Here is an 18,088-nt window from a genome sequence, read left to right as displayed (position 1 = left end):
AGCTGCCCGCCGGGCGTGACCTTGGGCTGCAGATGTGGCGCGAGGACCAGGCCGCCGAGGCTGCACGGGCCGGCCTGCCTCGTGGTCTGCCGACGTAGGACGGCTGGGATGCGACGAATACCTCAACCGCGCGCCCTCGCCCTGATCCCCGCGCCCGGTGTGCGCGCACCCGGCCCGCGAGGAGATCGACCGGCTGCTGATCTCAGGGCGGCTGGCCTACCGGGGCGCGACGAATACATACACCCCCGCTGCGTGCACGCTGACGAGCACCTGCGGCAACTCTGCGCGCGGCGCCGGCCGCCTCGGACGTCGGCTTGGCCGCGCCCGCCGGCTCGACGTCGGCCTCGCTTCTCGACAACGCCGAGCCGCTGCGCGAGATTGCCGTCGACACCGAGACCAAGACCCGGGACTGGATCGCCGCGCTCGCGCAGCTGCGGCAGCGTCAGGAGACGGTCGCGTAGCTCGGCGGCGGCCTGGTCGACTGTGTCCAGCACGAGCACGTTGTGACGTCGGCCAAGGCGCCCGAGTGGTCGCCGCGGTCCTCCGCATGACCGGAGCGGCGGCGGAGTTCGTCGCGGACGCTGTGCCGGCCTCCATCGAGCAGGTTCGCATTCAGCGCCGCCGCCTTCGCGGTGGGCAGCGGCAGACGGTCGAGGTCCTCGCCGGTGACAGACCTCAAGGTGTCCGTGAACGCCGCGGCCGTTCCCGGAGAGGCCATCGACCGGGACGGTCCCGGCAGGGCAGACTGGGAGCGGAGGGAAGGGGCGGGCGATGAGCGCACAGCCGATTCAGCGGCACGAGCCGGAGCGGGTACCGCGCAATGCCAGGGGCATCGCTGCCGCGTTGACGGTGGAGGGCGCGAAGGAGTTCTACTCCGAGCTCCTGGCCGCGACGCCGGAGCAGGCCAAGGGCGTGCTGCTGCGGTGGTGGGGCCAGGCGATGCTCGACACCGATCCGGGCGCCGACGCGCGGGCCGACGCGGTGCTGGCCGGCGCGGTGCCCACCGTCTCGCTGGACGACCTCCTTGTGCGACGCCGGGCGGCGGGGCTCCCCGTTGACTGATCCGTACGACGAAGCCCTGCCGTGCGTGCTGTCCGAGACCGTCTCCCAGCTGATGATGGATCCCTCGCTGCCGCCGGGCGTCTTCGGCGCGATCGTGGCCGCGATGGTCACCATCGGCGAGACAGGCGGGCTCGTGCCGGGGAGCACCGCGTCTCCGCGAAGGCCCCAGCAGCGCCGGCTTGCGCTCGGCGCCGAGGGTGAGCTCGGGATCGCCGAGTACGTCATCAGCCGCGACGAGGACCCGCCGCAGGTCGTCATCACGCACGTCCTGGTCTTCTGAACAACTCCCCTTAGGGCCGACCGCCTTGTGCCGTGCCCATCGCCGTCAGGCGACAGCATTCGCGCTCACCCTGGCCGGGTACCGCGAGGCCATCGCCGCACAGCGTCAGTCCAGGGCTGCCAGAACGGTGGACCCTGCGCACCAGGCCGCCGTCGAGGGGCAGATCTGCAGAACCCTGAGCGAGTACCGAAGCTAATCACGGCGGCCGACCAGACGGCGCCGAGGGCGAACGTCCGCGCCCGGCCGACCGCGCCCGTGAAGGTCGGACCCGCAGCGACGGCCAGCGACCCGGTCCTGCAGACGACCGGACCCGCCGCGCCGGTGGAGCGTCGGCCGCCACCGGACAGCTACCGCCGCGGTCGAGGCGATCACCTCGCCGGGCGCCGACGAGAAGGACGTCGCCCCGCCTGGCGCACCCTGCTGCAGCGCCTCGCCGACGAGGAGCTCGCCGGGCAGACCCCGACCGGCCGGAGCAAGGCGCACAACCCGTTCGTCGAGCGCACGGCCGTCGGTCCGGTTCGCCGATCCGCCGCTCGCTCGTCGGCCAGCGGGGACGGTGCCTGCCTTGCGGCGTCGCCGAGCACCGGGTGAAGCCTGCCGAGCTGCAGCCGCCGTACCTGCTCGTTGACGAGTTCGGTGCCCCGGGCGCGTAGGAGCAGCTGTTCGCCCCTGCTCGCGGACTGCCTCGGCCTCGCCGGGCGCGGCGGCTGTCCCGCCCCGTAACGGCTACTGGGCCGTGACGGGAGGCATCGAGCCCTCGGCGCGGTCGCCGGGATCTGCAGGTGCACGGGCGGCCGGATGCGGGCGCCGAGCGCGGCCGCACCGGCGCCACCTCCTCTTGAAGGCCGTTCTTTGCGGTTATGAGTGACCAGGGTCCGTGCGGGTCGTTGGCCTTGCATGATCAAGAGACTTCTGGCGCCGGTGGCGCTTGCTGCGGCGGCTGTCGCGCTGTCGGCTCCCGCGGCCCAGGCCGACGCGTACGACAAGGAGATCGTCAGGATGCTTCTCCTGGGGGGCGCCCTGGTCGAGCAGCCGCTGGAGTTCGGTACACCTGTGTCGACCATCGCAGGTGTTTCGGGGCTCGGCGGGATCCAGCCCTAAGTGGGCTCCGGGCGTCTTTGATCCCCCTTGAACGTACGAGCCTGGCCAAAGCCGGCGCAGCTCTCGCGCGGGCGGACGGTCTTCTGCGGATGGTGACGAAGTGCGGATGGGAACGCGGGCCCGGCGGGTCGCAACGGTAGGAGTGCTGGTCTGGGCCGTGCTTGTGTCGGCTCCCGTGCTCTCGGGGGCGCAGGCGGTGCCTGCTGGCCGGGGCGTGTCATCGCTGAACTTCGCTGCCCCGCAGGCTGCGCCCTCTACGGTGCTGGGTGCGGTCTGCGTCGAGGGAAAGCTCTCCTACGACCGGCATGAAGGCTGCTCGATCGCCCCGGGTGAGCTGGTGGTGACCAACTCCAAGGGCGGGCGCATCGGGTCGATGAAGGTGCGGGTCACCCAGCGCACGGTCCTGGCAGCCCGGGACTCGAGGACCTGGATGCATCGGGTCACCCTGCGTCCGACCTTCGCGGACGGCGCGGCCCGCTCGGCATTCGTGAAGGTGACGATGGGGTGTGGGAGCGGCGCGAAGGCGTGCAGGGTCGACAAGGCGCCGGCCGCACGGACCCTGACGGTGGGCCAGGACGCTGTCTTCGAGTTCACCCTCAGCTCGCCCGGCAGTGAAACGCTCACCCACAAGGAGCAGCCGTTCATCGCGCTCACGCCGAGTGGGGGCCCGCCGACCACCGGTACTTTGCCTCAGCTGGGCACGGTCCGCTGCGACTCCGTGAAGGGCATCACGACAGCCAAGGGAGGCTGTGTCCACCCGGCCGCGGTCCCCGTGTTCTCCCTCGCGCGTACGGACCCGTTGGTGCGGGAGGCCGCGGAGCACGTGCTCGAGGCCCAGGGGCAGTTGGCCGGGCATCCTGGCCGGCAAGGTGATGGGAAGCCGCTGCACCGGACCATGGACAAGAGCGTGATCGCCGCGAACCGGGGTGCCGCCTGTCCGAAGTCTCTGGAGCGGCCGGCGGGCCAGAGCTGCGACGAGTATCCGTTCGCCTCCACCAAGGAAGGCGGCGCCAGCGGGATCTACAGTCGGCGGATGATCAACGCCGACCACAACTCCACCGCCGGGGGCTCCAACTACCTCCTCAGAGCCTACAAAAACCACCGAATCATCGACGGGGACGCCTTCTGGGTAGCCGTCTCATGAACGACAGCACCCCTTCCGCACCTGCTCAAGCCCGCGTCTGGGTCCACTACGCGCAGTTCTACCTCGCCGACCCCGAGCTGGGCACCGATGGTCTTCCCACGCCCGAACAGGCCACCGACGGGATCCTCGCCACGGGACGCGACGGCGCCTGTGTCCGTACCGGGCTGAACACCGGGTACGTGACGGTCTCGGCGCAGTGCCTTCCCCAGCGTCCAGACACACTGCCGGCGGGCGCCTGGGGGACCAGCTCTGAAGGCACCCTCGAATCCACCACCGGATCGTTGCTCGTCCACTCCTGGGAAGACGGCGCCATCGAGGATCTCCCCGACCTTGCCGCACACGGCCCCGGCCTCTACCACCTCCGCATCAGTGCCCGCGGACGTGATCAAGGACAAGCCATCGATACCACAGGCCCTGGGGAAGACAGCGGCGAGCACTATTTTCTCGAGACCTGGCCCATTCCCTAGATCGGCCAGGTCGAGGCGGCCGAGGTCCAGTCCGCCGACATCGCCAGCACGCCACCCTCCGTAGGTGCCTGGCCGAATCCGGCCAGGCACCGACCTGGCGTACCTCGCGGCCCCGGGCGTAGTCGCGGGGACGGCCCCGCGGCGGTTCCACGTCCAGCACACGGGGACTCCGAGTTCGGCGAGAGCGAGGCGGGCGGTGGTGGCCGTGGCCAGCCGCTTCCCGGTGGCGTCTTCGAGGAGGGTCACGACCCTGTGGAGGCCTGAACCGGCGAGCGCGTACCGCCGGCCGACCGTCGGAAGGTTCCCTGAGAGGCAACAGGGCGACCTGGCATCGGACTCCGGGCTCAGCTAGATGCCATGGCAGCGGGTTTCTACTGTCGGCAGAATATCTGTATGAGTGACAGCAAGCCCACGAGCATCAAGACGAGCGAGGCGACCCGGGACCGGCTGCGCCTCCTCGCGCAGGAGCGCGGCACGACCATCACCGAGCTCCTCGAGGAGCTGGCCCACAGCCGGCTGACCCGGGCCGAGCAGGAGCAGCGGGTGCTGGAGGCTGCGGCGGAGCTGGGGCTGGAGTACACCGAGCAGGTCCAGCAGGCCGGGCAGTCGGCCTGGGACAGGATCCGCGCACATCAGGGCGGCGCCGCCGCGTGAACCTGACGGCTGATTTCGATCACACAGCGCTCGTCGCTCTCTACCGGGCCGACCCGTTCTTCACCGGCCTGTACATCGAGTCGTCCCGGGGCACCGGCCGGGTCCTGATCCCGGCCCTGTCCGTCCTGGCCGCAGAGCGGACGGCACCCGGCGCCGGCTCCCACGCCGCGCGCCTACGGTTCGCCGCGACGGTCCCCTTCACCGCGGCCCACGCCCTGGACGCCAGCTCCTGGCCCGCCACCGACTGGGCGGTCACACATCCGGCGGCCATCGCCTGGCAGGCGGCGAAGTCGGGGGATCCGGTCACTGTGCTCTCGCTGGCCCCTGAGGCTTATGAGGGAACCGGGATCTACCCGCTCAATCCGAGCTAGCACCTTCCACCTCAGGCGAAACCTGCGCGTGGCGGTAGGCCCGCAGGATCCTCCTCGCCGTCGCGCGGGCCACGGGCTAGCCTGCCGCCCGGTAGAAGACCTTCCCGTCGTGTCGGGTCGCGCCCAGCGCCTCGTAGAACGCGAGCGCGGCCTCGTTGTCACGGTCCGCCGTCCACTCGACCCGCGAGCATCCTGCCTTGTCGGCAGCTGCCCGCAGTTCCCGCATCAGGGCGGCCGCCACGCCCTGGCGGCGGGCCGACTCGCGGACGTACAGCTCCTTCAGGTACAGGCTGGTGTCCGCGCCGGCGGCCGGCCACAGGAACGAGTAGCTGGCGAGCCCGAGGATCTCGTCGTCGTCACGGGCGAGCAGGACGGTCGCGGCGGGCCGGCTCCCGAACAGGGCAGACCGAATCTGGTCGGGGCTCCCTGGTACCGGCTTGCCCCCGTAGTAGGCCTCGATCTCGCCGAGGATCACGGAGATGACGTCAATGTCCTGCTCGGTGGCCTGCTCGATCCGCACCGCTTTCCCTCTCGCCTGGGGGCAGCGCCAGCACCTCGCGCAGCACCCGCACCTCTGGCACGGTCCGTGCCTCGGGCACCCTAGCCGCCACCTCGCGCGCCCGGTAGATGATCAGTGCGGAGCGGTGCTCTTCCGGCAGGCCTACGATCGTGGTCGTCGCGTGGGCCGCAGCGGCGGCCGCATCACCGGCAACGGCGGCACATATGGCCTGGTCGAGGGCGATCAGTGCTCGATCGGTGTGATCGCACTGTGGGTAGAGCTCAAGGGCGCGCGCCTGCTGCTCCGCGGCCCGGTCGATTTCCGCGAGGTGGGTCCAGGCGTTGCCCGCGTGGAAGCGCAGCTGCGACTCCGAGTACCCGAAGGCGGACCCGATGCGTTCCGCTGCCGGAAGCCGTTCGAGGGCCGCCTCGGCGCGACCGAGGGCCTCCTCGGCACCGTCGCGTTGTTGGAGGAGGGCCAGTGCGCGGGCTTCTAGGGGAGCGGCGAGAGCGGGTCCCACGCAGGGCAGGCCTCCGGCCAGATGCTGGGCCCGTGCCGCCAGTTCGACGGCTCCCTCCAGGTCGCCGTTGTAGTACAGCTGGTATGCCTCTTGGGCGTACATCCACGAGAGTGTCGACCGGTCCTCAGCTGCTGCGGCCGCCGCCCTGCCGGTACGCCACCAGGCCCGCGAGCGCTGGTTCCCCAGCTTGAGCAGGGTCAGGGCCATCAGCCCCGACATCTGCGCCACGGCGATGGTCAGCCGCTTCCGGGCCGCCGTCGACTGCCGGTGTGTCAGCACGAGCCGCAGGTCCGTGAAGTCCGCGAGCAGCTCCGGCAGTAACTCGCCCTCCGGTCTGTACCGTGTCGCCCTGCCGTGCCGGCTGACGGTGTACTCCCACTCGTCCAGCGATGCATCGGTCAGCGGACCAGCGGCGAGCGCCTGATGGAGGCCTTGCTGAAGCGCGTCCGCTTGGTCCAGCGGGGAGGCGCCGGGGCGGACGTCCGCCAGGGCGATCAGCTCGCCCCCGGCGCCAAGTGCGTGGTCCAGGGCGGCGGCAATCGCTGCCGTCGGCTGTCTCCTGCCGGTCTCCAGGTCGCTGACGTACGTCTTTCCACACGCGGCCAGCTGCGCGACGTCCCGCACCGAGCGGCTTCCTCGGAGGCGTCGTAGAGCTTCACCAAAGGCTTCTGGCACGGGTCCCCTCCGAGGATCCGGACCTGTCCGCACCGCTGCGGACAGGTGCGGACATGCAAACGATGTTGCTCACGGTCCGTGAGATCCAGACTACTTCCACGGGCAACTCGGCTCGAGCGGATCCGAGTTGCCGACCCGCTGACGACGGTAGGGAGTGACCTGTGACCGGCCGCATCATTCGCCACTGCACCCGAGATGTCCTCGGCATCGACACCTCCGACGATCCGTATCAGCGGCTGGCGCCTGTGCCCGAGCCGAGCCTGGATCTCCTCGACCGGGCCCGGGTCGGCTGGGAGCGCTTCCTCAGGACCACGGGGGAGGCCTCCGGTGAGTGAGCGTTACGAGTACCAGCCTCACCTCCTCCTTCGGAAGCGGGTCCGCGATATCGCGTCCGGTGTCGAGGGCGAGCTGATGGCCGTGATCAACGAGAACGTCTCGGATACCGGCATCGAGCGCTGGATGGAGCTCGCGTATATCAGGAACGCGTCCGGCAGGGAGTTCACCACCGCCGTCGGCAACGTCCGACCCGCCCATCAGCTTCCCGCCCCGGCCAGGGGCGGGCAGGCCAGGCCCGGGGTGAGAACCCCCGGGCCCGGAGCACCACCGGAGGCGGGCAGCCGTCCCGCACCGCCGTTTCCGCAGAGAAGGAGCTATCCCATGGCGCAGTCCAAGTCCACCCTCGCCGCCATCAGCGCCCAGGCGCCGGCCCAGGAGACCGATGAGGTCACCGGGCCCGTCGTGGTCGCCGTCGACGTGGAGGACGAGGAGTAGTCCTCGCCCCCGTCCTCGCCCTGGCATGGGCGCCCTTTCCCCAGCTCGCGGGCCGGGGAAGGGGCGCCCCTCTCGCTTCACCCTGGAGGCCGGTAGTGATTCACGTGTTCGTCGGGCCGACGCTGGCGAGGTCCGAGCCGCAGCTCGCCGCGCCGGGTGTGCGGGTCTGGCCGCCGGCGCGGCACGGCGACCTGTTCAACACTGCGATCAGCGGCGGTGACACGGTCGTCCTCATCGACGGCGTGTATCACCAGGCGCCTGCGCTGCGGCACAAGGAGATCCTCGCCGCGATGGGCCGGGGCGTCGGGGTGGTCGGGGCGGCGAGTATCGGCGCGCTGCGGGCGGCCGAACTGGCGCCGTACGGGATGCTCGGCGTCGGCCACATCTACACCGCCTACGTCCGCGGGGACATCGACGGCGACGACGAGGTGGCGGTCGGGCAGGCCCCGGACGGCGCGTGGGACGCGCTGACCTGGCCGCTGGTCAACCTCCGGCACGTGCTGGACCTGGCCGTCCCGGCCGGCCTGCTCGACGACGATCGGGCCGCCGGGCTCCTTCAGGCGCTGCGCGCGGTGTACTACCCGCAGCGCACGTGGGCCGCCGTACGGGCCGTGTGCCGCCGCCAGGGCGAGACGGCGTTCGCCGGCTGGCTGACCGAGCGGCGCGAGCAGGACCGGCACTTCGGTGACCTCAAGCGCGCCGACGCGCTCACCGCCGTACGGACCGCGCTCGACGGCCCCACGGAGACGACGGACAAGGCTGCTGGCGTGCCGAGGTGGGAGACGGCTTACTTCCGCCGCTGGTCCAACGCCGCCGCGCGCGGGTGCGTGGACGGGATGGTGCTGTCCACCGAGGACCGCCTGGTGTACCAGCAGGTTTTCGACCCCGCGTTCGGCGAGCGGTGGTCGGCCTACCTCGAACACCTCTCCCTGCATCCTGCCGACGGCGGGCCCGGGCTGCCGCTCGCCGAGCGCCTGGCCCGGGCGGGCGGCGGGGACCTGCCCGCCGACCGTGTGTTCCGCCCGGCGGTCGATCTGCGCGACGAGCAGACCATGGCGCTGCTGCTGGGCGGCGAGAGTGCCGACGACCGGCGCGCGGTCGCCCGGTACGCCGAGGCCCTCGCCTGGGCTCGCCGCAGTCGGCCCGGGTTCTCGACGGCGGCGGTCCGCGATGGGGTGGCGCGCGACTTTCTCCTGGGGGTGTGGCGGTGCGACGAGGGGGAGTTCGACGCGGAGGCGTCCGCACGGGGGCTGGTGGGGGCGGCGAGCGCGGTGGAGGCGGCCAAGCGGTTCGTGCCCGGTTTCCGGGAAGAGACCAAGAGGACGGAGACGGTCCGTGGTGGGCGTTGACGAGCTGGTGGCGCTGCTGGGCACCGTACGGGCCCGGACGCCGCAGGAGACGTGGGAGGCGGTGGCTGGCCGCCTGGATGAATTCGGCATCTCCCGCGTCGCGGACCTGACGGGCCTGGACGTGATCGGGCTGCCGGTGTGGACGGCGATCCGGCCCGCGTCGAAGACCTTGTCCACCTCGCAGGGCAAGGGCGCAACCGCGCTGTTGGCGAAGCTGTCGGCGGTGATGGAGGCGATCGAGCTGTGGCACGTCGAGCAGCCGCTGTCCGTTGCCGCGGTGGGCCCGGCCGCCGAGGTCGCCCCCGACTGCCCCGTGACCGCGCTGCCGACCACCGCCCCGTACCCCGAGGACGCCCTCGCCCGGGTGGAGTGCCAGTGGACGCCCGGCGCCGGCCTGGTGAGCGGGGCGAAGACGCTGCTGCCGGTCGACCTGGTCCGCCGCCGCGGCCAGCGCCCCCCGTGGACCCCGGACGTGTGGCGGGCGACCAGCACCGGCCTCGCCTGCGGCAACACCCGCGACGAGGCGGCGGTGCACGCCCTGTTCGAGGTCGTCGAGCGTGACGTGCTGTACCGGGACGCGCAGGCCGGTGGCCGGCGGCGCACGCTCATCGACCCCGATTCGGTCGCCGACCCGTTCGGCCGGGAGGTGATCGCCCGCCTCGCGGCCGCGGGCATGGCGCTGGAGATCGCCCTGGTGGACGGCCCGTACGGGCTCCCGGTGTGCGTCGCGTACCTGTGGTCCGAGGACTACCCCGTCGTCTTCGCCGGCGGCGGCTGCCACAGCAGCCCGGACATCGCGCTCACACGGGCGGTCACCGAGGCCGCGCAGTCCCGGCTCACCGCCATCGCCGGAACCCGCGACGACCTCCCCGCCGACCTCGGCAGCTTCGACACCTCGCCCTTCCGCCCCGCCCAGGCCGCAGGGCTCGCGCCGTGGCCGCAGGCGACGGCGTGCTTCACCCCGGCCGCTGGCGGCTTCGCCGGCCAGGCCCAGGACATCGCCCGCCGCGTCCAGCACGTCACCGCCCACGAGCCGGTCGCCCTGGACCTGTCCGCCCCCGACTGTCCCGTCCACGCTGTGCAGGTCGTCTGCCCCGGCACCCGCTCCCGGATCAGAAGGTCAGTGCCCCGATGAACCCCACACCCACCAGCCCGACCCCGAGCCAGAGCCCGGCGCCGCGAGCACCCGCGCAGGGGCGTTCGGCGCAGTACGACGTCTTCCACGCCGCCCGCGCCCGCACCAACCTGGTCGCCAGCCTGTACGCCGAGGCGATGGGCGAGGACTACCCGGTGGAGGTCGCCGCCTCCAGCTCCTGCGACTGGCCCCTGCTCGGGCTGCTGACCGCGCGCCTGCGGCTGCGTCCTGGACAGCTCCTCGTGGACGCAGGATGCGGCACCGGCGGCATCGGCCTGTGGCTGGCCCGCGCCCTCGCCGTCCGCGTAGCCGGGTTCGACCTGTCCCCAGTCGCCGTCGTCCAGGCCGCCGCCCGCCGCGCGCACTTCCTCGGCCCCGCCGCAGGCCGCGCCGTTTTCCACGTGGGGGAGCTGGAGCACACCGGCCTGCCCGACGGAGCCGCCCACGGCATCGTGTGCGTGGACGCCCTCGGCGGCGCCGCCGACCGCGGGGCGGCTTTGCGTGAGCTCGGCCGCGTTCTGGCCCCCGGCGGCCGGCTCGTCGTCACCCGCGCGCTGCGGCGCGGTGCGGAACCGGCGTGGCACGAGCAGGTCACCGCTGCCGGCCTGACGCAGGAGCACTTGGACGAGCGGCCCGGCGAGCCCGTGATGTGGGAGCGGCTCTACCAGCTGTGGATCGCCCACGCCGGCCAGCTGCGGCGCGAGCTGGGCCAGGCTCCGGCCGAGAACATGCTCTGCGAAGCACACCGGATGCTTCCCAAGATCCGCGGAAGACGGGCCGTCCTCCTGACGCTGCGGCACCTGGCGGCAGACCCGGCCCAAGACGGGACGGCCGATAGGATGACCGCGCCCGACCGCCACCCCGGCGACGGGCCCGCGTCCGGCAAGGAGACCTCGCAGTGAACCAGCACCACGCCCGTACGGCGGTGTTCTCGGCTGGTTCCTGGGGCACCGCCGTGGGCAAGATCATGGCGGACGCGGGCACCAGCGTGATCATGCACGCCCGCCGCGCCGAGATCGCCGACGCGATCAACACCACGCACCGCAACCCCGGCTACTTCCCGGACGTCGAGCTGCCCCACACGGTGACCGCGACGACCGATCCGGCCGCCGCGCTGGACGGCGCGGACTTCCTCGTGCTGTCCATCCCCGCGCAGTCCCTGCGCACCAGCCTCGCGGCCTGGGCCCCGCACATCGGCCCCGACACCGTGATCGTGTCGCTGATGAAGGGCATCGAGACCGGCTCCGGGCTGCGGGCGAGTCAGGTCATCACCGAGGTGACCGGCATCGGCGTCGAGCGGGTCGCGGTGCTGTCTGGCCCGAACCTCGCGGGCGAGATCATGGCCGGCCAGCCCGCCGCCGCCACTATCGCCTGCCCTGACGAGGACGCAGCCCACCGCGTCCAGCACGCGTGCCACACCCCGTACTTCCGGCCCTACACCTCCACCGACGTCACCGGCTGCGAGCTCGGCGGCGCGGTGAAGAACGTCATCGCCCTCGCGGTCGGCATCGCCTCCGGCATGGGCATGGGACACAACTCCCAAGCCATGCTCATCACCCGTGGCCTGGCGGAGACCACCCGGCTGGCCACCGCGATGGGCGCCCACCCGGCCACCCTCGCCGGGCTCGCCGGCCTGGGCGACCTGGTGGCGACCTGCTCCTCCCCACTGTCGCGCAACCGCACCTTCGGCACCCACCTCGGTCACGGTCTGACCGTGGCCGAGGCGACTGCGGCCACCCGCCAGACCACCGAGGGCGTCAAGAGCGCCGAGGCGATCCTCGCCCTGGCCGGCGCCCACGACGTCGAGATGCCGATCACCGAGATCATCTCCGACCTGCTGCACGAGAAGGTCACGCTCGACCAGGCCGCGTCCGCGCTGATGCAGCGGCCCCCCAAGCCCGAGCGCTGACCCCCGCGGCACCCCCGGCCCACGGGGCCTGCCGCCGTCGCCTTCACCCTCCCGACACGGAGGTCTCTAACCCATGCGCGAATCCGTGCTGTCCGCTGCCCAGATCGTGCTCACCGTCGCCCTCGTGGCGTGGATGATCACCGGCTTCACGCCCCTGCCCGGCCGCTGGATGCGGTGGAAGATGTTCTGCCGCGCCACCTTCACCATTGTCACGCTCACTGGCACCAAGGACGGCCACGCCGAGCAGGTCAACGTCTACGACCACCTCTCGCCCGGTTCCTTCATCCTCGGCCCGCCCCAGCTCCAGGCGATCCTCGACCACATCACCGCGAGCGGCCGGTACGACCGGATCGACGGCACCGGCCGCGTCCTCACGGCCCGCGGCGAACAGCTCATGAAGGTGGTGGCCAGCCGTGTGGTTCTTTGACGCGATCGCCTCCGGCTTCACCCGCCCCACCGACCCGGGCCGGCTCCAGCTGTTCCGGATCGTCTTCGCCGCTGTGCTCACCGCCCGGTTCACGCTCGCCCTGGGCCAGGGCGGATGGGACCGCCTCGCCCCCGCATCCCTCAGCCTCCACATCGCCGAACAGCGCTACGGCCCCCGCCGGGCCCGGCTCCTCGCCAGCGTGTACCGGCCCTCGCTGCTCATCCGTACGGTCGCCGCACTCGCCCTGGCGCTCGGGCTCGTCCCCCGCCTCGCGCTGCTGGTGGTCCTGGCCGGCGCCGCCATGGAACTGCTGTACCTCAAAAGCCCCAACGCGGTGCGCTACACGCTGCTGACCGGCACCGCCCTCCTGCTCGCTGGCGACCTCGGCCATGGGCTGAGCATCGAGCACGGCCCGAGCGCGGCGAACACGTGGGCCCTGTGCCTCCTTGTGCTGATCACCACGGACATCTACTGGAACAGCGCCTGGCAGAAGATCCGCAGCGACCAGTTCCGCAGCGGCCTCTACCTCGCCCAGTGGGTCCACACCTACACCCAGGTCCGCGAACGTCTCCCGCACCGCCGCGGCCAGTACGCCGTCCCCGCCCTCGTCCGCCGCCACCTGGGCAACCTCACCGACCGCGACATCCGGCTGTGGCGGCTGACTGCCGCCGCCGTCATCACGGCGGAGCTCGCGCTGCCCATCGCGCTCCTCATCCCGCAGACGATGCCGTACGCCGTCGTCGCCGGCATCGCGATGCACGCCGCGTTCAGCTGCCTCAAGCCCCGGCAGCTGATCACCTTCTCCGGCCTGACGACCGGCACCTACATCGCCTTCGCCCCCTGACCGTGGCCATCCCTCTGCCCCGTAGCGGGCACGCCGCACGCCATGACCTGCCGGAAGCAGTCCCCGCGAAGCCGGGATGCGACTCAGGCTCGCGGTCGTCGGTCTCAGTACCTGCTGCTCAGCGGGCCGACCAGACCGCTACGGGGCGGAGGATCGCCAAAGCGCGGGAAGTTTCGGGTGGGGCTTCGGAAGTGATCGCTTTTGGCCTGCACATTCGGAGGGGTCCCAACCGGTATAGGGGTGGAGGCGAGAACGCCTCCGGCGCCGCGGACGGCGGGGTGCGGCGCCCTTGGACGACATCCCTTGGGAGGGGCACGTGCAGCGAGACGCTGCTCCGTGGTTGGCGGTCTTGGAGGTCACGCTGGCCATCCGCGTCTTCGGACCGGACGCGGTGCGCTGCTGCCGGCGGCTGCTTGCCGCCGGCGTGCGGATCGGGATCACCACCATGGCGGGAGCCGCCCGTCGCGCTGGCGCCGAGCCAGACGATCACCACCGGGCCAGGCGGTGACTCACGGCGGGCCGGAGACTTCCGGCGGGGCCGAAGACGCCGCGGACTCCGCGGGCCGTCCGGCCATGAGCGACTGGACCACCGACAACAAAGTGACGTTCTGGGCCTTCCACGAACGGCGCTACGCCGAATACCTGCGATACGCCTACGTCCAGCTGGGGTCGGACGCCGACGCCGAGGAGGCCGTCGCCCACACCTTCGAGCAGATCATGAAGAAGTGGCTGTACATGCTCGGCCTCGAAAGCCTCGACGGATACGCCTGGGCGATCCTCAAGGGCCGGATCATCGACGAGCGGCGCAAGAGAGCCAAGCGGCCCGAACCCACCGACGTGACCGCGTTTGAGGCGGTCCTCGCCGATGGCAAAGACGACTACGAGGTCCTCGCCGGGACCATCCACTTCTACACGGCGGTCCGGCGGCTGAGCGAACGACAACGAGACGCAGTGATCCTGCACTACGGGTTCGATCTCTCCACAGCCGCCACGGCCGAGCTCATGGGCATCGAGGATGCAACGGTCCGTTCCCAGCTGCGCCTGGCCCGCAACCGCCTCCTCCAGTTACTCGCCCACCCCGGCAGCACCAACGGAGACAGGAAGGTCAGAACATGAGGGACCGCGAGTTCTTCAAGCACCTGGCGGACATCTACGCCAGGCCGCAGGTCCCCGACCGCTACCCCCACCCCGACATGGCCCGAGCCCGGGCCCGTCTGCTCGGCCTCGATACGGCGGCCCTCCTGGGCGGCCGGCGCTCCGGCGGCGGACTGGTGTCGGAACTTCCCGAACCGGGCCCCGAGACAGCCGCGGCCCCGCTCCGCCCTGAGCACTGGCTCGACCCCCGCCACGACCATCCTGCCGACGCCCTGGAGGCGCGGCGGGCCCTCGGCGCGGTGTGCCTGCGGACGGTGTTCACGCCCGACTCCGGCTCTGCCCTGGACGATCTCGTCCAGGACGGTCCGGCCGACTGGCACGGCCCTCTGGTCTTCGCCTGCCTGCTGCACCTGCTCGGGCATGAGGGGGCCAGGTTCTGGTGGCAGCTGGCCGCGGCTGCGGGCAGCGACACCGCCGTCTACTGCCTCTTCCTCGACCACAGCCGGCAGGGGGAGTACGAGGACGCCGAGGTGTGGGCGGCCTGGCTCGATCACGAGAAGTTCGTTCCGTTCCGGCGCTGGGGCCCCTACGGCAGCGTCCCGTCCAAGAACCGCGCCCTGCCCCCGACGCTGACTGCATGCCTCGGCGAGTACGACGACGACCTCCTCGGCGTGATCCCGGCTCCGAAGAAGGGCCTCGTCGAGTTCGTCCAGGAGCTCGTCGAACCCGGCGGGGCGCCCCGCCTGCTGCGGCAGGCTGAACTCCCCGAACGCCAAGACCCGGAGCCGGCAACCGGCGGGGACACGCACTCCGGCTGGTCGCTCGTGCTGGCGCCCCACCGTGCCCAGGAGCGGCCCGACCCGCTAGACAGCGACGCGATCCGCCGGGCCCGGCTCGCCGAGCGCGTGGTCCGCGTCCTGGAGCAGCACCCCCGGGGCGTGTCCGGCCGGCAGATCTCCCGCGAGTCGCACATCCCCGCCCAACAGCTGCGGCAGGTCTTGGCGCTATTGATGGAGGAGGAGTTCGTGCAGCCGGTCAGCGACGGCGGCGGCTACGCCCCCGGCCCTGCCCTGGCCCGCCTGGCCTCCCCAGGCGGCCTCGCGACGCAGCTCCAGCACACCCTGGCGCTGGCCCGGGACAGCGCGGGCGCTGCCGTCTACCTCAGCCGCTACACCGACGGCGAGGTCCGGATCACGCAGATGGCCGACGGGCCCATCACGCCGGCCGTCACCGAGTGGGTCGACTTCCGCGCGGCCGCGCACGCCAGCGCCGTCGGGAAATGCCTGCTTACCCAGCTTGACTCCGCCACCCGCGTCGACCACCTCGCCCGGTACCGGGCCGCAGCCCTCACCCCGCGCACCATCACCAGCCCGCGCATCCTCCTGGACCGGCTTGAGCGCGTCACCCCCAACGACCCCGTCTACGACCTGCGCGAGTACTCCTCCCACACGGTCTGCGCCGCCGTTCCCGTCACTCTGGGAACGGAGGCCGGCAGCCTGGCCCTCTCCTTGCCCTACAGCAGCGCCCACCGACTCGGCGCCGCCACGCAGGCCCTCACCGCTAAGGCCGTCCCCGTGCTCCTCACCCTGCTGCTAGCCGGGGCCCAGCTGCCCGCCGACGGCCCGGCCGCCGACGAGGTCCCAGAGGCGGCGTCCGGGCCCGACGTCCTGAGCCGCCCCGCGCTGGACCGGCTCCGGAACCGCTTCCGCACCCCCCTGCCCGCCGGCGCGATCCGCGACGTCGAACTGTCCGCGGCCCCCGGCCCGCACCTGGCCGCCCGGCCCGAAGGCGACCGGCTGTACCTCTTCGCGGCCGACCCCGAACCCGCCCTCACCCCGGAGAACATGCACCTGGCCGTCCCGCACACCTACACCACCCCCACCGGCATCAGGGAAGGAGCACCCCCAACGGACTTCGACCCCCTCACCACAAATGAACTGCGCGTCTTCCGCACCTGACTCCGCCAACCCAGCACGGCCCGGGCACGTACGACGCAGGGGCGTCCGGCGTGTCCGTGGCCGGGCCCGGCCGGGGTAGGAAGATCTGCTTCGTACCCGCAGTTGGGGCTTGGCCCACGGGATTTGGGCGGGTGGGCGCCTGCGCCGCAGACTTCCTCTCGTGACGACACCTTCCCGCGAGCGAGGCCTCGGCCGAGGCGTTGCCCAGCTCATTCCCCACTCCCCGGCCGCGCCGGCCGAACAGGCGGCGGCAGCCCTCGCGGCGCTCCTGACCGTGCCCGTGCACGTCGGTGTGCTCCAGGCAGCCGTTGTCCTCCTCGACGCCACCGCCTGCCAGTCCGACGACGCCCAGCTCCGCGCGGCCGCCCAGGCCACCGTCGCTCACCTCCGCAAGTCCATGGAGACCAAGCCCGCCCCCGGTCCCGGAGCGAGCGGTGCGGGCCCTTCTCCAGACGACAGCGACTGGCTTTCCGTGCTGACACCGAGAGCACCCGAGTAGGACCTCCGGCCCCGCCGTGGCCGGCGCATCCGGGCAGGCGGGCCCGGCCGTACGCCTCGGCCCGAGGCTGGTGCTGCCGCCGGCCCCAGGGGCCTTGTGCCGGTACGTCTCGGAGTGGACCGCGACCAAGCTCCGCTGGGACCTGGCCGTCGACGCTGCCGAACAGGGCCGGCTCCTCGACATCGCCGCGGGCTGCGGCACCGACACCGTCGCCTACACCCCCGCCCCGCAATAGACCCTGCTCTCTTCAGCCGCGCTCGTCGTGCCCCGGGCCCACACCGCCCGGCGGCACGACGACGAGCCAGCCATCGACGGCCTTCTTCACCACCTCCGGCCCCCCGTCGGGCGAGGCGACGGCTGCCCGGTGCAGGGCGGCCCGGGCCGCGGGGGTCGGCTGGTGCTCCCGCCAGTGCGGGTGGGCGCGGATCCGGAAGGCCAGTTCGAGCAGCCGACCACGACCCCCTCCAGCACCCCGGTCGGCCGCCACCACGAGCCGGGCGCCCGTACCAGCACCATTTGCGCAGCGGGCCTGACGGCGGCCGCCATCACCAGCGCCCTCTCGCTCGCCATCCCTCTGTCGACACTCTGGACAGCTGGCCTCGGCGTGCATACCGGGCTCCTGCTCGCCGTCCTCTACTTCCTCGCCTCGCCCCAGCCCCCGCAGCCCGATCAGCTGAGGATCACTACGGGCGCCCTCATGCCCCTCCTGGCCCTCACCGGTGGCGCGGCACTCACCGTCCTCGTCACCGATGTTTCTCTGTGGGCGCACGCCCTCGCGATCAGCGTCCTTGGCGGCCCACCCTGGTCGCCTGCGCCACCGGCGTGCGCCGCCTGATCGAGCACATGCTCCACCGCACGGTTTGGCACGGCGACCTTGCGACGACCGCCGGCGCCCTGGAGACCACCACCGTGCTGGTCGCCGCGCACCACGCCGGCCTTCCGCCCCTCATCACCGCCGTCGGCGCCCTGTTGTGGCTTGCCACCGCACTCCTCACACCCCGCTCGCCGGCCCGGACCGGAAACGATCCCCGGTGTGCCACGCGGACCCGATCCGCCGTTGCCCCCGCTTGAGCTCTGTGCCAACGGGCACGGTACCTTCCTCACCGCTGCCCAGCCGTCGGACCGAGACGTTCGGGGCCGCGCCCACCTGCGGGACGCCATCCGGGCACACCAGACCACCCCGCCCCTACCTGGACCCCTGACCTGTTCTAGCCCCCGCCGTCTCGGGCGGTTGCCACCCGAGCGGCGGCATGATCTACGGTCGTTACCGCACCAGAACGGATCTTCAGCAACGGGGAATACACACATGCGCAAGACAGCAACGCTCA

The 18,088-nt window shown here is 72.1% G+C and carries 23 protein-coding genes and 2 pseudogenes; 21 read left to right on the top strand and 4 right to left on the bottom strand.

The features are described from left to right. The first annotated feature begins 314 nt into the window (after positions 1–314). A complete protein-coding gene (locus ACIPW5_RS36975; protein ID WP_401254980.1) occupies positions 315–461 on the top strand; it encodes a hypothetical protein in 147 nt (48 codons plus the stop codon). Here ACIPW5_RS36975 and ACIPW5_RS36970 read toward each other — a convergent pair. Further along, positions 443–718 carry a hypothetical protein gene (locus ACIPW5_RS36970; protein ID WP_401254977.1) on the bottom strand — a complete coding sequence of 92 codons (276 nt, stop codon included), beginning with the start codon at positions 716–718 and terminating at the stop codon, positions 443–445. The genes ACIPW5_RS36975 and ACIPW5_RS36970 overlap by 19 nt on opposite strands. 53 nt (positions 719–771) lie before the next feature. On the opposite strand from ACIPW5_RS36970, the gene ACIPW5_RS36965 reads away from it, so the two are divergent. The 7 genes from ACIPW5_RS36965 to ACIPW5_RS36935 all read left to right on the top strand — a co-directional run bounded on the left by ACIPW5_RS36965 (position 772) and on the right by ACIPW5_RS36935 (position 5,079). Next, the gene (locus ACIPW5_RS36965) at positions 772–1,062 is read left to right on the top strand and encodes a hypothetical protein (protein ID WP_401254975.1); all 291 of its coding nucleotides are present in this window, start codon (positions 772–774) and stop codon (positions 1,060–1,062) included. Next, a complete protein-coding gene (locus ACIPW5_RS36960; RefSeq protein ID WP_401254972.1) occupies positions 1,055–1,342 on the top strand; it encodes a hypothetical protein in 288 nt (95 codons plus the stop codon). Before ACIPW5_RS36965 ends, ACIPW5_RS36960 begins: the two co-directional genes overlap by 8 nt. 897 nt (positions 1,343–2,239) lie before the next feature. Next, the gene (locus ACIPW5_RS36955; RefSeq protein WP_401254969.1) at positions 2,240–2,443 is read left to right on the top strand and encodes a hypothetical protein; all 204 of its coding nucleotides are present in this window, start codon (positions 2,240–2,242) and stop codon (positions 2,441–2,443) included. 142 nt (positions 2,444–2,585) lie between these two features. Beyond that, positions 2,586–3,587, top strand: a complete 1,002-nt coding sequence (locus ACIPW5_RS36950; protein WP_401254966.1) for a NucA/NucB deoxyribonuclease domain-containing protein — start codon at positions 2,586–2,588, stop codon at positions 3,585–3,587. Beyond that, positions 3,584–4,054 (top strand): hypothetical protein, encoded by a 471-nt coding sequence (locus ACIPW5_RS36945; RefSeq protein WP_401254963.1) that lies wholly within the window; start codon positions 3,584–3,586, stop codon positions 4,052–4,054. The genes ACIPW5_RS36950 and ACIPW5_RS36945 overlap by 4 nt, the downstream gene beginning before the upstream one ends. Before the next feature lie 393 nt (positions 4,055–4,447). Beyond that, positions 4,448–4,708, top strand: coding sequence for a CopG family transcriptional regulator (locus ACIPW5_RS36940; RefSeq protein ID WP_401254960.1), 261 nt, complete (start codon positions 4,448–4,450; stop codon positions 4,706–4,708). Then, positions 4,705–5,079: a PIN domain-containing protein gene (locus ACIPW5_RS36935; RefSeq protein ID WP_401254957.1), complete on the top strand. Its 375-nt coding sequence runs from the start codon at positions 4,705–4,707 to the stop codon at positions 5,077–5,079. The genes ACIPW5_RS36940 and ACIPW5_RS36935 overlap by 4 nt, the downstream gene beginning before the upstream one ends. 76 nt (positions 5,080–5,155) lie before the next feature. On the opposite strand, the gene ACIPW5_RS36930 is transcribed toward ACIPW5_RS36935, so the two are convergent. Then, positions 5,156–5,599, bottom strand: a complete 444-nt coding sequence (locus ACIPW5_RS36930) for a GNAT family N-acetyltransferase (RefSeq protein ID WP_401254954.1) — start codon at positions 5,597–5,599, stop codon at positions 5,156–5,158. Further along, complete coding sequence (locus ACIPW5_RS36925; protein ID WP_401254951.1) at positions 5,565–6,773, bottom strand: helix-turn-helix domain-containing protein; 1,209 nt, start codon at positions 6,771–6,773, stop codon at positions 5,565–5,567. The genes ACIPW5_RS36930 and ACIPW5_RS36925 overlap by 35 nt, the downstream gene beginning before the upstream one ends. A 161-nt stretch (positions 6,774–6,934) precedes the next feature. Between ACIPW5_RS36925 and ACIPW5_RS36920 the strand changes: the two genes are divergently transcribed. The 12 genes and pseudogenes from ACIPW5_RS36920 (at position 6,935) to ACIPW5_RS36865 (ending at position 16,995) form a co-directional block, all read left to right on the top strand. Continuing rightward, the gene (locus ACIPW5_RS36920; protein WP_401254948.1) at positions 6,935–7,108 is read left to right on the top strand and encodes a hypothetical protein; all 174 of its coding nucleotides are present in this window, start codon (positions 6,935–6,937) and stop codon (positions 7,106–7,108) included. Continuing rightward, positions 7,101–7,331: pseudogene (locus tag ACIPW5_RS36915) on the top strand (hypothetical protein); the annotation flags it as partial. The gene ACIPW5_RS36920 and the pseudogene ACIPW5_RS36915, both read left to right, overlap by 8 nt. Positions 7,332–7,639: 308 nt before the next feature. Continuing rightward, positions 7,640–8,893 (top strand): TfuA-like protein, encoded by a 1,254-nt coding sequence (locus ACIPW5_RS36910; RefSeq protein WP_401254945.1) that lies wholly within the window; start codon positions 7,640–7,642, stop codon positions 8,891–8,893. Next, a complete protein-coding gene (locus tag ACIPW5_RS36905; RefSeq protein WP_401254942.1) occupies positions 8,880–10,028 on the top strand; it encodes a YcaO-like family protein in 1,149 nt (382 codons plus the stop codon). Before ACIPW5_RS36910 ends, ACIPW5_RS36905 begins: the two co-directional genes overlap by 14 nt. Continuing rightward, positions 10,025–10,930, top strand: coding sequence for a class I SAM-dependent methyltransferase (locus ACIPW5_RS36900; RefSeq protein WP_401254939.1), 906 nt, complete (start codon positions 10,025–10,027; stop codon positions 10,928–10,930). The genes ACIPW5_RS36905 and ACIPW5_RS36900 overlap by 4 nt, the downstream gene beginning before the upstream one ends. After that, positions 10,927–11,937 carry an NAD(P)H-dependent glycerol-3-phosphate dehydrogenase gene (locus ACIPW5_RS36895; protein WP_401254936.1) on the top strand — a complete coding sequence of 337 codons (1,011 nt, stop codon included), beginning with the start codon at positions 10,927–10,929 and terminating at the stop codon, positions 11,935–11,937. The genes ACIPW5_RS36900 and ACIPW5_RS36895 overlap by 4 nt, the downstream gene beginning before the upstream one ends. Before the next feature lie 73 nt (positions 11,938–12,010). Next, a complete protein-coding gene (locus ACIPW5_RS36890; RefSeq protein ID WP_401254934.1) occupies positions 12,011–12,364 on the top strand; it encodes a hypothetical protein in 354 nt (117 codons plus the stop codon). Further along, positions 12,351–13,208: a hypothetical protein gene (locus tag ACIPW5_RS36885; protein WP_401254932.1), complete on the top strand. Its 858-nt coding sequence runs from the start codon at positions 12,351–12,353 to the stop codon at positions 13,206–13,208. The genes ACIPW5_RS36890 and ACIPW5_RS36885 overlap by 14 nt, the downstream gene beginning before the upstream one ends. Before the next feature lie 573 nt (positions 13,209–13,781). Continuing rightward, positions 13,782–14,324 carry an RNA polymerase sigma factor gene (locus ACIPW5_RS36880; protein WP_401254929.1) on the top strand — a complete coding sequence of 181 codons (543 nt, stop codon included), beginning with the start codon at positions 13,782–13,784 and terminating at the stop codon, positions 14,322–14,324. A gap of 857 nt (positions 14,325–15,181) precedes the next feature. After that, positions 15,182–15,898, top strand: a pseudogene (locus ACIPW5_RS36875) (IclR family transcriptional regulator C-terminal domain-containing protein); the annotation flags it as partial. A gap of 523 nt (positions 15,899–16,421) precedes the next feature. Next, the gene (locus ACIPW5_RS36870) at positions 16,422–16,760 is read left to right on the top strand and encodes a hypothetical protein (protein ID WP_401254926.1); all 339 of its coding nucleotides are present in this window, start codon (positions 16,422–16,424) and stop codon (positions 16,758–16,760) included. A 16-nt stretch (positions 16,761–16,776) separates the two neighbouring features. Beyond that, entirely contained in the window at positions 16,777–16,995 is a 219-nt protein-coding gene (locus ACIPW5_RS36865) for a hypothetical protein (protein ID WP_401254923.1), read from the top strand. Positions 16,996–17,007: 12 nt separating this feature from the next. Here the strand turns inward: ACIPW5_RS36865 and ACIPW5_RS36860 are convergent, their stop codons facing one another. Beyond that, on the bottom strand, positions 17,008–17,250 hold the full coding sequence (locus tag ACIPW5_RS36860; RefSeq protein WP_401254921.1) for a hypothetical protein: 243 nt from the start codon (positions 17,248–17,250) through the stop codon (positions 17,008–17,010). 114 nt (positions 17,251–17,364) lie between these two features. Here ACIPW5_RS36860 and ACIPW5_RS36855 point away from each other — a divergent pair, with 114 nt between their 5' ends. Continuing rightward, positions 17,365–17,595 carry a hypothetical protein gene (locus ACIPW5_RS36855; RefSeq protein ID WP_401254918.1) on the top strand — a complete coding sequence of 77 codons (231 nt, stop codon included), beginning with the start codon at positions 17,365–17,367 and terminating at the stop codon, positions 17,593–17,595. The last annotated feature ends 493 nt before the right edge of the window (positions 17,596–18,088 follow it).

Source organism: Streptomyces sp. NPDC090077 (assembly GCF_044747545.1).
Taxonomy (GTDB): domain Bacteria; phylum Actinomycetota; class Actinomycetes; order Streptomycetales; family Streptomycetaceae; genus Streptomyces.
Note: the sequence above shows the minus strand (reverse complement) of the source record. Positions and strands in the feature narration are given on the sequence as shown.